The sequence below is a fragment of the Leisingera sp. ANG-Vp genome (assembly GCF_000813725.1).
Lineage (GTDB): Bacteria > Pseudomonadota > Alphaproteobacteria > Rhodobacterales > Rhodobacteraceae > Leisingera.
Map to the genome: position 1 here is coordinate 1 of NZ_JWLD01000085.1, position 11,692 is coordinate 11,692.

An 11,692-nucleotide genomic window follows, 5' to 3' on the forward strand; every position below is an offset into this window, starting at 1 on the left:
AGCCCCCGGTCATCGGCGGGAAAAAGGCCACTTCCCGCACCCCTTCCAGGGAGGCGTCGAAATCGGCAAGATCCTGGTCCAGCGCCACCCGCAGCGCCGTCAGATCGGCAAAGGCCGCGGCATAGCGCTCTTCACGTGCCCGCAGTTCCTCGATCAGATCATTCACTGTTGCGGCTGAGGTCTCAACCCGCTCACGCGGCAGGCCGATGCGCTCGCGCACCCAGGCAAAATAGAGAATATCCATCAGTGCGCCTCCTTCAGATGCGGCATCGCCTTGCGCATATAGTCGATACCAGTGATCACGGTCAGCGCAGCTGCAATCCACAGCAGGATGAGCCCAAGAAGCCCGGACCAGCTGATAGCAGCAACTTTCCACCTCAGGCCTACTTCATCGCTTACCAACCCTTCTAGAATTTGCTGGCGCAGAAGCTCATCCATGCCCAATGAGGACATCACTGCGTGGTGCTCGAAAATCCCCTGCGAGAACAGCGTGGCAATGGCGATCATCTGGGCCGTGGTTTTCCACTTGGCAAGCTTGGTCACCTTCAGCGTGCCGGCGGTATCGCCAAGATATTCGCGCAGGCCCGAGACAAAGACTTCGCGGAACAGGATCACCGTGGCGGGCAGCACCAGCCAGGGGGTCCAGTGCTCAGCCGCATAGCCGACCAGGATCATCAGCGCGATCACCACCATCGCCTTGTCGGCAATCGGGTCCAGCATCGCGCCCATCTTGGTCTCCTGCCCCCAGGCCCGCGCCAGGTAGCCGTCGAACCAGTCGGTGACTGCGGCGCTGATGAACAAGAGCAGCGCAAACCAGTCCGCATAGGGCCGCGAGAAGTAGAGGAACATCACCGCGAGGCCGGGCGCAGCCACCAGCCGCAGCAGGGTGAGGATATTTGGCAGGGTCCATTTCATGCGGGCACATTATCCGGCTGTTTCGAAAGTGGAAAGCGGCCCCGCGCAAATTTCAGCCCTCTGCTGCCGGGCGCGTGAAAATACCGCAAACCCGGATCGCGCCTTCGTGATCCGCCCCGCCGCTCAGAAAGCCGGTCTTCAGGCGATGGAGGTGTCCAGCAGCGCCCCGTACCTTTCGCCGTGATGGCTGGAATGGTCGAATTTCCGGTGCACCTCGTTCAGCCGGTCCCGGTCCAGGAAAATATGGTTGTGGATCACCCGAACCAGGTCTTCCTTGGCCAGCTTCAAGGCCTCCGCTTCGGTATCCGCCAGCCCCTTGCCCTTCAGCTTGTTCAGCTCCTTGGCAATCTTCTCGCATTCCTTTTTGGCCTTATCCACATGCTGCGCCTCATGGGCCAGGCAGCAGGCATAAAAGCGGTACCACTCGATCAATGCCCGGGGCGACAGCCCGCTGACAGAGCGTTTCGGGCAGCGGACGGATGGATGCAGAACCAGCTTCAGCGCCGAGACCTTGGCGGTCATCTCGAACCAGCCGGTCTTCTTGTCGATCCTGGGTTTGCCGTCTGCCGCGTATTTCCCTTTGGCAGTCAGGCATTCCAATTCGGTGGTGGTCAGAAAGGCGACTTTCTTGTTGTCATTGGGGTCTTTCGGCCCCTTGCTTTTGATGCTCTTGGCGATGTCGGGCAGCGTCTTTCCCGACACGGAATAGGTGTCGTAGACAACGGTCTTTACGGTCAGGGATACGGGCATAATTCCTCCGGGCAGTAAATGGCTGCCCGCAAATCGTAGCACGATCGCCGCCTACCCCAAAATTTCCGGCCTATCCTTGCGCGTGGAAGTGGTCGTAAATCCGCTCGGCCAGGGCTTCCGAGATCCCCTCCACCGCCTTGAGGTCAGCGAGGTTGGCCCGGCTTACCGCCTTGGCGCTGCCGAAATGGGCCAGCAGCGCGCGCTTGCGCGAGGCGCCGACGCCGGGCACCTCATCCAGCGGTGTCGCGCTCAGCGCCTTGGCGCGTTTGGCGCGGTGGGTGCCGATGGCAAACCGGTGCGCCTCGTCCCGCATCCGCTGAATGAAGTAGAGCACCGGGTCATTGCGCTGCAGGGCAAAGACATTTGCACCGGGGCGGTAGAACTCTTCCTTGCCGTGGTCCCGGTCGACCCCCTTGGCCACGCCCACCATGGGAATGTCCTGCACCCCGTGCTCTTCCATGATCTCTGCCACGGCGGAGACCTGCCCGGCCCCGCCGTCGATCAGCAGAAGGTCCGGCCACAGCCCCTTTTCCCGGTCCGGGTCCTCCTTCAGCAAGCGCGAGAAGCGGCGGTTCAGCACCTCTTTCATCATCCCGAAGTCATCGCCCGGCACCAGATCATCACCCTTGATGTTGAACTTGCGGTAGGCGTTTTTCATGAAACCGTCCGGCCCCATCACGATCATGCCCCCCACCGCATTGGTGCCTTGAATGTGGGAGTTGTCGTAGACCTCGATCCGCTGCGGCGGGCCGTCCAGACTGAAGGCTTCAGCCAGCCCCCGCAACAGTTTCGTCTGGGTCGCGCTTTCGGCCATGCGGCGGGCCAGGCTTTCGCGGGCATTGCGCACGGCAAAGGCCACCAACTCGGTCTTCTCGCCGCGCTGGGGCACCAGCAGCTCCACCTTGCGATCAGCCTTTTCACTGAGTGCCTGTTCCATCAGGTCAGCGTTTTCAATTGCGTCTGACAGGATCAGCTGCCGCGGCGGCTCCTTGTTGCTGTAAAACTGGCCCAGGAAGGCCTCCATGATCTCCGCCGGGCTCATATCGGCATCCACCCTAGGGTAGAAGTCCTGATTGCCCCAGTTCTGATTGGCGCGGATGAAGAAGACCTGCACGCAGGCCTGGCCGGACTCAAGATGCAGGCCGACCACATCCGCTTCCGCCACGCCGCGGGGATTGATACCCTGGCTCGACTGCACCTGGGTCAGCGCCTTGATCCGGTCGCGCAGGGCGGCGGCGCGTTCAAACTCCATCTCCTCCGAGGCGGCCATCATCTGTTCCGCCAGCTCCTCCTGCACCTTGGTGGAACGGCCCGACAGAAAGCGTTCGGCGTCGCGCACGCTGGCGGCGTAATCCTCCTCGCTGATCAGTCCGGTGCAGGGCGCTGTGCAGCGTTTGATCTGATACTGCAGGCAGGGGCGCGTACGGGTCTCGAACATCGAATCCGAGCAATTGCGCAGCAGGAACGCCTTTTGCAGCTGATTGAGCGTCCGGTTCACCGCGCCTGCACTTGCGAAAGGACCGAAGTAGCTGCCCTTCTGTTTGCGAGCGCCGCGGTGCTTCTTGATCTGCGGGAAGGCATGGTCCTTGGCGACCAGAATATTCGGGAAGCTTTTGTCATCGCGCAGCAGCACATTGTACTTGGGCTTCAGCTGCTTGATCAGGTTCTGCTCCAAGAGCAGCGCCTCGGTTTCGGTCCGCGTGGTCAGGAACATCATCGAGGCAGTAAGCGCGATCATCCGCTCGATCCGCGGGCTATTGCCCGGGCGGGTGTAATTCGACACCCGCGCCTTCAGATTGCGCGCCTTGCCGACATAAAGCACCCGGCTGTCCGCATCCAGCATCCGGTAAACACCCGGCGAGCTGTCGAGCGTTTTCACATAGTCCTGGATCACGGCATACCCGGTACGGGGGGACGAATCCTGAGAGGTGTCGGAAGGCTGATCGTTCATGCGCCCAGACATATGATTCCCCGCCTTCGGCTGCAATGTTTGCCTGTCCGGATCAAGAGCGGGAAAATCCACGCAAACTGTGGATAACTACGGAGATATCTTTGGGCTATCCCGCCTTTTTCCTTATTTCATGGCCATTTTGGGCGAATGCCTAATTTTTAGGCAGTTTATTAAGGTGTTGCTTTCAAACAAAACTTTTCCATGGCCCTGTCAAGGTTTTGAAAACAAAGGCACTTTTGTAACGCTTCCGTGACGGCATGTGAACCGGTGCACAACTTGCCGGGTATGGGACGGTTTTGCACCGGTTTGCGTCACTCCAGCCCGTCGGTATCCGGGGTCTGCCAGCCCAGGTGCTGGCCGCCGTCGACACAGATCATCTGGCCGGTTACCGCCTTGGCATGCAGCAGGTAGCCAAGCGCTGCGGTGATGTCTTCCGTGTCCGCGCCGCGCTGCAGGATTGTCGCCTTGCGCTGGCGGGAAAACTGTTCCTCGCTTTGCCGCCGCCCCGGCAGGGTCGGCCCCGGGCCGATGGCATTGACCCGGATCTGCGGCGCCAGCGACTGGGCAGCGGTTTGCGTCAGCGTCCAGAGCGCGGACTTCGCCAGAGTATAGGTCATGAACTCGGGCGTCAGCTTGCGCACCCGCTGGTCGATCATATTGACGGCCAGCCCCCAGGCAGAGGGCTCACCGCCCTCCTCAGGCTGCGGTACATCCTGAGCGGCCATCGCCTGCAGCAGCAGGAAAGGCGCCCGCAGGTTGCTGTTCAGATGCCGGTCCCAGCTGTCCCGCGTCGCAGTCTCCAGCCGGTCATGCTCAAACACTGAGGCATTGTTGATCAGGCAGGTGATGGGCCCGCCCAGCGCCTTGGCCGCACGCGGCAGCAGTGCTTGGGACTGGGCCTCCTCCAGCAAGTCGGCCTGCAGCACTTCCGCCTGGCAGCCCAGCTTGCGGACTGCGCCGGCGGTCTCTTCCGCTCCGTCCGCAGAGGAGGCGAAATGCACCGCAACGCTGTAGCCCTGCTCCGCCAGCTCCAGTGCCATAGCACGGCCCAGCCGCCTGCCTGCTCCGGTAACCAGTGCCCGCATCTGAACCCTCCTGCAGCTATTGCAAGAGATGTGTTAGAACAGGACAGCCATATACGCCAGATAGAGCGCGCTGAGTATGACGCCCCAGATGCGGGTGATATCCTGCTTGAAGAAGACAAAGGGGATCAGCAGAAGCGAGGCCGCCAGCATCACCCACAGGTCGAACTCCAGAAATTCCGGATCGACGCTGATCGGACCGACAAAGGTGGCGATGCCGATGATGGCCAGCAGGTTGAACATGTTGGAGCCGATCACATTGCCCAGCGCCACATCCGCCTGGCGGCGCAGCGCCGCCATCACCGTAGTGGCAAGCTCAGGCAGCGAGGTGCCGACCGCGACCAGGGTCAGGCCGATCACGGTTTCGCTGATGCCGTACATGCGGGCAATGATGGTGGCGTTGTCGACCAGCAGATCCGCGCCCAGCGGCAGACCGATCAAGCCCAGAAGCAGATAGGTGCAGACCCGCCAGTAAGGCATGTCAGGGTCGGCTTCCTCAATCTCTTCCAGGTCGTCCTCGCAGGCGCAATCCTTGCCGTTGCGGCGGTGGACCCGCGCCTCGTAGAAGGCCACGCCCAGCACACCCGACAGCGCCGCCAGCAGGATCAGACCGGACAAGATGGTGAAGGTGCCGCAAAATGCGAGGCCGATGAACAGGAAAGAGGCGCCCAGCATGAACATATAGTTCTTGCGGGTGCTGCATTCGCTGGTGTGAAGCGCCCTCATCAGGGCGGGGATACCGAGCACCAGCAGGATATTGGCAGTGTTGGAGCCGACCACATTGCCCAGCGCGATGCCGTCCGCCCCCTCATGCACGGCGCTGATGGCGATCAGCAGCTCCGGTGCCGAGGTGCCGAAGGCGACGATGGTCAGGCTGACGATCAGCGCAGGCACCCCCAGCCGCAGGCTGAGGTTCACAGCACCGCGGACCAGCGCGTCGCCTGCCAGCAGCAGGATCACCAGCCCCAGGGCCGAATACAGCCATGGCATCATTTGCCACGCCCTCCTTTTTGGCAGCCGCAGGGGCCCTTGCCGATCTTGAAGCGGCCGCAGGACGGGCAGCGCTTGGAATTGAGATGTTTCTGGCCGGGAAAGCGCAGCTTGCCGAACATCGCCAGCACCGCCATCACCACCAGGAAGATTGCAACGATCTTGAACAGCACGTCAGAGCCCGAAACGCGCATACTCCGCGCGCTCCTCAATTCCGGCCAGGGCATCCTGGGCAATGCGCATGCCAAAGCGGCTGAGCAGCGGCTTCTTGAGGCCGTAGCGGCGGAAGCGGACCTTCTCGCCGAAAAGCTCCTGCATTTTGGGCTTCAGGTGGCCAATGCCGTCGATCAGCCCCAGCTCCACCGCCCGGCGCGCCAGCCAGATCTCACCGGTGAACAGGTTCTCGTCCGATTTCAGCTTGGGGCCGCGGCGTTCGGTAACATGGTCGATGAAATTGGCGTGGATGTCGTTCAGGATCACCTTGAGGCGCTGCACATCCTCGGGGTTTTCCGGGCGGAACGGGTCCAGCATCGATTTGCTCTCCCCCGCGGTATAGACCCGGCGCTCGACGCCCTGGCGGGCCAGCAGCACATGGGCGCCGAAACCGGCCGAGATCACCCCGACCGAGCCCAGCACCGAGCTGGCATCGGCCCAGATTTCATCCGCGGCGGCCGCCAGCCAGTAGCCGCCCGAAGCGGCCACATCTTCGACGAAGGCGTAGACGGGGATGTTCAGCTCTTCCGCCAGGCGGCGGATACGGGCGCCGATCAGCGAGCTTTGCACCGGTGAGCCGCCGGGCGAATTGATCTCCAGCGCCACCGCGGCGGGTTTGCCCTTGCGAAAGGCGCGCTCCAGCACCGGCGTCAGGGCGGCATCGCTCATCGAGCCGCGGCCCGGCATGCCAATGGCGCCGTTGAGGCGGACCACCGCCACCAGCGGCTGTCTTTTCAGGAAAGGCAGGCGAAATCTCATGGCGCCGATGTAGAGGGCCGCCCGCAGTGAAACAAGGTGCGCGCCCGGCGGAAATGCCGCGAAATGCAAAAACCGCACAGCCGCGGGCAAATTTGCAACGCCGGCACCCGCCGCAAGCCAAGCCACTCCCGCCCGTCAGGACAGCAGCTTGCAGCTGCCGCCTTCCCGTTGGGCCCGGCGCCGCGCTCAGGCGCGGCGGGGCGCATCCCTGAAACTCTGTGCGCACCATCCGGCACGCGGAGCGTGCCAAGCCCAACCGGGAAGGACGCCCTGCGGGCGTCCGGAGCGGGCGGGAGCCCCCACCCTGCGCGTTGCGGCCCGTTTCAGGCCCGGATCCGCCAGCCGGTTTTGAAGATCCACCAGATCACGCCTATGCAGGCCAGGGTAAATCCGCCAATGGCGCAGAGGCTCAGCAGCACCGGCACGTCCGCCTGGCCGAAGAACGCCCAGCGGAAGCCCGACACCAGATAGACCACCGGGTTGAACAGGGTGACCGCCTGCCAGACCGGCGGCAGCATCGAAATGGAATAGAACGACCCGCCCAGGAACACCAACGGCGTCACCACCAGCAGGGGCACCAGCTGAAGCTGCTCGAAATTCCCCGCCCAGATCCCGATGATGAACCCCATCAGCGAAAAGCTGAGACAGGTCAAAACCAGAAACGCCACCATCGCAATCGGATGCTGGATCGACAGATCCACAAACAGCGAGGCCGTGGCCAGGATCACCACCCCGATGAACAGCGACTTGGTGGCCGCGGCCCCCACAAATCCCGCAACCACCTCTAGGAAATTGATCGGCGCCGAGAGGATCTCGTAGATGTTGCCGATGAATTTCGGGAAATAGATGCCAAAGGACGCGTTTGAAATGCTCTGAGTGATCACCGACAGCATGATCAGCCCCGGCACGATGAAGGCGCCGTATTCAACCCCGTCGACCTCTTGGATCCGGCTGCCGATGGCGCTGCCGAAGACCACGAAATAAAGCGAGGTCGACAGTACCGGCGAGATGAAGCTTTGCATGAAGGTTCGCCAGAACCGCGCCATTTCCGCCCTGTAGATGGTGGCTACCGCTGTCCAGTTCATGCCGCATCTCCCGAAACCGCGCCGTCGGAAGCCGCCCCCTGCGACACCAGGCCGACAAAGATATCCTCCAGGCTGGATTCCCGCGTTTGCACGTCCGCCAGCACCAGCCCGGCCTGCGCCACATCATTCAGAAGCGTGGTGATCCCGGTCCGTTCGGCCCGGGTGTCATAGGTGTAAAGCAGGGCATCACCGCCGTTGACCAGCTGCAGATTGTGCTGCGACAGCGCTGCGGGGATTTCGGACACCGGCGCGGTCAGCTGCACCTCAAGCTGCTTCTGCCCCATCCGGGCCATCAGCTGCTCTTTCTTCTCGACCAGCAAAAGCTCGCCTCCCGTGATCACCCCGACCCGGTCGGCAATCGCCTCCGCCTCTTCGATGTAGTGGGTGGTGAGGATGATGGTGACGCCGCTGGCTTTCAGCTCTGCCACGATCTCCCACATGTCCTTGCGCAGCTCCACATCGACGCCCGCGGTAGGCTCATCCAGGAACAGGATGCGCGGATCATGCGCCAGCGCCTTGGCAATCAGCACCCGCCGCTTCATGCCGCCCGACAGCTCCATGATCTTGGCGTCCCGCTTGTCCCAAAGCGACAGCTTGCGCAGCACTTCCTCGATCCGCGCCGGGTCGGCCGGTTTGCCGAACAGCCCGCGGGAAAAGCTGACGGTGTCATGCACTTTGGCAAAGGGCTCCAGGGTGATCTCCTGCGGCACCAGACCGATCAGCGAGCGCGCCGCCCGGAATTCGGTGACGTTGTCGAACCCGCCAACACTGACGCTGCCGGACGAGGCCGTCGTGATGCCGCAAATGGTTGAAATCAGAGTGGTCTTTCCCGCGCCATTGGGCCCGAGCAAAGCCAGGATTTCGCCTTCTTCGATATCAAGCGAGACGCCTTTCAGCGCCTCGAAACCGCCGTCATAGATTTTCCGCAGGTCGCGGATGGACAGGATGGCCGCCATGGTGCCTCCGGGCAATTCTCAATTCCCGGCCAACCTAGCGGCGGTTTGCCGCATCTGCCAGCCCCTGCCGTGCAGACGCGCCTGTGCACCAGCGCAGGGCCTCAGCCGCGGCCGGTCACCTTGCTGAACCAGCCCTTCTTTTCACCGTCCTGAGAGGCATCGCCTTCTTCACCCGCCTCGTCTTCCGGCGCCAGATGCGCCTGCAGGTTGGCAAAGAACTGATCCGCCATTTTCTTGGCAAAGCCATCAATGATCCGGCTGCCCAGCTGCGCCAGCTTGCCGCCGACCTTGGCCTCGACCTCGTAGGACAGCAGCGTGCCGGTTTCCGATGGCGCCAGAGTCACTATGGCACCGCCCTTGGCAAAACCTGCGGCACCGCCCTTGCCCTCGCCGGAAATGGTCAGCTTTTCGTTCTCGGCCAAATCCGACAACGTAACCTGGCCCTTGAACGTGGCTTTTACCGGGCCGACCTTTTGGGTGACAGTGGCCTCAAACCCTGTCTCAGGCGTGCCCGCCACCTCCTGCGCACCTGGCACGCAGGCCTTCAGCACATCCGGTGTCAGCAGTGCGGCATAGACGGTTGCGGGATCGGCGGCGATCTCCTTCTGGTCGCTCATCTGCATGTCGGAGCCTCCCTGTCTCTCTGGTCCGGTTGTTCCCAGACCTAGCTGCCATGCCGCGCGCTGCCAAGCCCGCATCGGCCGGCACCCCCAACCCCAATTGTTCAGACAGGCGAGCGGATGCCATTGCCGTTGCGTCAGGATCGAAGAATTTATCTTGATATCGAGACATGCGCACAATATCTCGATATCAAGACAAACACGGAGACACACAATGAAGATCATAATTTTCGGCGCAACCGGCGATGTTGGCAGCGCCGCCGTACAGGCTGCAACCCAGCGGGGCCATCAAGTCACTGCAGTCTCGCGCAACCCGTCGGCGCTTGCGGCAATCAGCCCGCTGGCAACCCCGCTGCCGCTGGATTTGCTGCACAGCCCGCAAGCCGCTGTCCGGGCAGCTGAGAACCACGATCTGGTCATCAGCGCCCTGCGCCCGCCCGCAGGCCGTGAAACCGATCTGGTCCCTTTGACACGCACGGCTGTGCAGGCGGCACGCAACGCCGGCATTCCCGCCCTTGTCACTGGCGGCGCGGCCTTGCTGAAGCTGCCGGACGGCAGCGGCCACACTGTTCTCAGCGCGCCAGGCTTCCTTCCCGAAGGCTCGCGCCTGATTGCAGAGGCCTGCGCCGCGCAGGACGCCATGCTGGAGCAGGAAGCCGGAGTGCAGTGGACCTGCCTGCGCCCGCCCGCACTGCTGACAGAGGGTCCGCTGACCGGCCAATACCAGTTCGGCACGGATACGCTGCTGGCGGACACTGGCGGAGTTTCACAGATTTCCTTTGCAGATTTCGGCGCCGCGCTGCTGGACCTGGCTGAAAACCCGCGCAGCACCAACAGGCGGCTGACAGTCGCCTGGGGCACTCCCGCCCCCGCCATGGCGGCCGGCTGACGCCGGGCCTGCGGCGGCGTTGGGCCTGGCAACGCGCTTTGCGCGCTGCAACCTGCGGCTGCCCGCCGGGGAGGCTTCGCTGGCCGCTCCCATCCGGCTCCGCACCCGCGCCGCGCACCGCGCGGCGCCAGGCCCAAGGCTTTGCCGGGCATCTTTGATGCCTGGAAAAAGCGCGGGAGCCCGCCCTTTCCGTTAGAAGGCGGCTTCAGCTTGGAGCAGCCTATTCCGCCACGCCGCCATCTTGCGGCGCATCTGCATCGCCCCAGTCCGGCCGCCTGATCAACCGGGTCAATAGGGCAGCCCCACATAGTTCTCCGCCAATGACGCCTGCGCCGCTTCCGAAGAGAACAAATAGTCGAGATCCGCCCGCTGCAGCCGCAGATCCGTTTCACTGCCCTCCGGCGCGCGGTGCAGCAGATTGGTCATCCACCAGCTGAACCGCTCCGCCTTCCAGACCCGGGCCAGGGCCTTTTCCGAATAGCTGTTCAGCCCGGAGCTGTCGCCGTTCAGGTAGTGGTCCAGCAGGCCGTGATAGAGGTAGTGGATATCCGACGCCGCCAGGTTCAGCCCCTTGGCACCGGTCGGCGGCACAATATGGGCGGCATCCCCGGCCAGGAACAGATTGCCGTAGCGCATCGGTTCCGCCACAAAGCTGCGCAAGGGCGCGATGGATTTCTCAACAGACGGCCCAGTCTGCAAGCCTGCCGCCACCTCATCCGGCAGGCGGCGTTTCAGCTCATCCCAGAAGGCCGCATCGCTCCAATCCTCCACCCGGTCGGTCAGGGGCACCTGAATGTAATATCGGCTCAGCACCCGGCTGCGCAGCGAGCACAGGGCAAAGCCGCGCTCGTGGAGGGCATAGATCAGCTCGTCCGAGACCGGCGGCGTTTCCGACAGAACGCCCAGCCAGCCGAAGGGATAGACCTTCTCATATTCCTTCAGAACATCCGCGGGAATCGATTTGCGGCTGACCCCGTGAAACCCGTCAGCGCCAACGATAAAGTCACAGTCGGCCCGCTGCGCCTTGCCGTCCTGGTCCCAGGTCACGAAAGGGCGCGCTTCGGTCAGCGCCTGCGGCTGCACGTTTTGCGCGCCGTGGATCACAACCCCGCCCATCGCATCGCGCGCTTCATAGAGGTCGCGGGTCACTTCGGTCTGGCCGTAAACCATCACCGTTTCCCCGCCGGTGCTCCCCGCCAGGTCGATCCGGTCCAGCTGCCCCTGATGAGCAATATGAAAACCCTCGTGAATCTCGCCTTCGCGGTCCATCCGCGCGCCGCAGCCCGCCTCGCGCATCAGATTGACGAACCCATGCTCCAGCACACCGGCCCGGATCCGTCCCAGAACATGCGCACGGGAGTGCTTCTCCAGCACGATCGAACTGATGCCCTTGCGGTGCAAAAGCTGCGACAGCAGCAGCCCGGAAGGGCCGCCGCCGATGATGACGACTTGTGTCTGATGCGAGGGCATGCGCGTTCCCCT

The 11,692-nt window shown here is 63.0% G+C and carries 13 protein-coding genes; 1 reads left to right on the forward strand and 12 read right to left on the reverse strand.

Going from position 1 to position 11,692, the window contains the following annotated elements; all coding sequences use genetic code 11:
• The 11 genes from moaD to RA20_RS22020 form a co-directional block, all read right to left on the reverse strand.
• Window positions 1-244, reverse strand: a 244-nt coding sequence (moaD, locus tag RA20_RS21970) for a molybdopterin converting factor subunit 1 (RefSeq protein ID WP_039133948.1), incomplete at its 3' end; no start/stop codon positions are given.
• The gene (gene pgsA / locus RA20_RS21975; RefSeq protein WP_039133951.1) at window positions 244-915 is read right to left on the reverse strand and encodes a CDP-diacylglycerol--glycerol-3-phosphate 3-phosphatidyltransferase; all 672 of its coding nucleotides are present in this window, start codon (window positions 913-915) and stop codon (window positions 244-246) included. The genes pgsA and moaD, both read right to left, overlap by 1 nt.
• Before the next feature lie 138 nt (window positions 916-1,053).
• Window positions 1,054-1,665, reverse strand: a complete 612-nt coding sequence (locus tag RA20_RS21980) for a DUF922 domain-containing protein (protein WP_039133953.1) — start codon at window positions 1,663-1,665, stop codon at window positions 1,054-1,056.
• A 70-nt stretch (window positions 1,666-1,735) separates the two neighbouring features.
• Window positions 1,736-3,628: an excinuclease ABC subunit UvrC gene (uvrC, locus tag RA20_RS21985; protein WP_193748899.1), complete on the reverse strand. Its 1,893-nt coding sequence runs from the start codon at window positions 3,626-3,628 to the stop codon at window positions 1,736-1,738.
• Between the two features lie 299 nt (window positions 3,629-3,927).
• Complete coding sequence (locus RA20_RS21990) at window positions 3,928-4,701, reverse strand: SDR family oxidoreductase (protein ID WP_039133958.1); 774 nt, start codon at window positions 4,699-4,701, stop codon at window positions 3,928-3,930.
• Between the two features lie 33 nt (window positions 4,702-4,734).
• Window positions 4,735-5,691: a calcium/sodium antiporter gene (locus RA20_RS21995; protein WP_039133961.1), complete on the reverse strand. Its 957-nt coding sequence runs from the start codon at window positions 5,689-5,691 to the stop codon at window positions 4,735-4,737.
• Complete coding sequence (locus RA20_RS22000) at window positions 5,688-5,882, reverse strand: hypothetical protein (protein WP_039133964.1); 195 nt, start codon at window positions 5,880-5,882, stop codon at window positions 5,688-5,690. Before RA20_RS22000 ends, RA20_RS21995 begins: the two co-directional genes overlap by 4 nt.
• Window positions 5,863-6,660, reverse strand: coding sequence for a S49 family peptidase (locus tag RA20_RS22005; protein ID WP_039134068.1), 798 nt, complete (start codon window positions 6,658-6,660; stop codon window positions 5,863-5,865). The genes RA20_RS22000 and RA20_RS22005 overlap by 20 nt, the downstream gene beginning before the upstream one ends.
• A gap of 323 nt (window positions 6,661-6,983) precedes the next feature.
• Window positions 6,984-7,745 (reverse strand): ABC transporter permease, encoded by a 762-nt coding sequence (locus tag RA20_RS22010; RefSeq protein WP_039133967.1) that lies wholly within the window; start codon window positions 7,743-7,745, stop codon window positions 6,984-6,986.
• Entirely contained in the window at window positions 7,742-8,701 is a 960-nt protein-coding gene (locus tag RA20_RS22015; RefSeq protein WP_039133970.1) for an ABC transporter ATP-binding protein, read from the reverse strand. Before RA20_RS22015 ends, RA20_RS22010 begins: the two co-directional genes overlap by 4 nt.
• A gap of 101 nt (window positions 8,702-8,802) precedes the next feature.
• A complete protein-coding gene (locus RA20_RS22020; protein ID WP_039133973.1) occupies window positions 8,803-9,324 on the reverse strand; it encodes a CoxG family protein in 522 nt (173 codons plus the stop codon).
• Window positions 9,325-9,535: 211 nt separating this feature from the next.
• Here RA20_RS22020 and RA20_RS22025 point away from each other — a divergent pair, with 211 nt between their 5' ends.
• Window positions 9,536-10,210 (forward strand): NAD(P)-dependent oxidoreductase, encoded by a 675-nt coding sequence (locus tag RA20_RS22025; RefSeq protein WP_039133975.1) that lies wholly within the window; start codon window positions 9,536-9,538, stop codon window positions 10,208-10,210.
• A gap of 288 nt (window positions 10,211-10,498) precedes the next feature.
• Here RA20_RS22025 and pobA read toward each other — a convergent pair whose 3' ends face one another.
• Entirely contained in the window at window positions 10,499-11,680 is a 1,182-nt protein-coding gene (gene pobA, locus RA20_RS22030; RefSeq protein ID WP_039133977.1) for a 4-hydroxybenzoate 3-monooxygenase, read from the reverse strand.
• Window positions 11,681-11,692 lie beyond the last annotated feature (12 nt).

Coding starts and splice junctions, on each gene's coding strand:
- RA20_RS21990 (WP_039133958.1), bottom strand. CDS start 4,701: ATGCGGGCACTGGTTACCGGAGCAGGCAGGCGGCTGGGCCGTGCTATG.
- RA20_RS22005 (WP_039134068.1), bottom strand. CDS start 6,660: ATGAGATTTCGCCTGCCTTTCCTGAAAAGACAGCCGCTGGTGGCGGTG.
- pobA (WP_039133977.1), bottom strand. CDS start 11,680: ATGCCCTCGCATCAGACACAAGTCGTCATCATCGGCGGCGGCCCTTCC.
- RA20_RS21980 (WP_039133953.1), bottom strand. CDS start 1,665: ATGCCCGTATCCCTGACCGTAAAGACCGTTGTCTACGACACCTATTCC.
- RA20_RS22025 (WP_039133975.1), top strand. CDS start 9,536: ATGAAGATCATAATTTTCGGCGCAACCGGCGATGTTGGCAGCGCCGCC.
- RA20_RS22010 (WP_039133967.1), bottom strand. CDS start 7,745: ATGAACTGGACAGCGGTAGCCACCATCTACAGGGCGGAAATGGCGCGG.
- RA20_RS22000 (WP_039133964.1), bottom strand. CDS start 5,882: ATGCGCGTTTCGGGCTCTGACGTGCTGTTCAAGATCGTTGCAATCTTC.
- uvrC (WP_193748899.1), bottom strand. CDS start 3,628: ATGTCTGGGCGCATGAACGATCAGCCTTCCGACACCTCTCAGGATTCG.
- pgsA (WP_039133951.1), bottom strand. CDS start 915: ATGAAATGGACCCTGCCAAATATCCTCACCCTGCTGCGGCTGGTGGCT.
- RA20_RS22020 (WP_039133973.1), bottom strand. CDS start 9,324: ATGCAGATGAGCGACCAGAAGGAGATCGCCGCCGATCCCGCAACCGTC.
- RA20_RS22015 (WP_039133970.1), bottom strand. CDS start 8,701: ATGGCGGCCATCCTGTCCATCCGCGACCTGCGGAAAATCTATGACGGC.
- RA20_RS21995 (WP_039133961.1), bottom strand. CDS start 5,691: ATGATGCCATGGCTGTATTCGGCCCTGGGGCTGGTGATCCTGCTGCTG.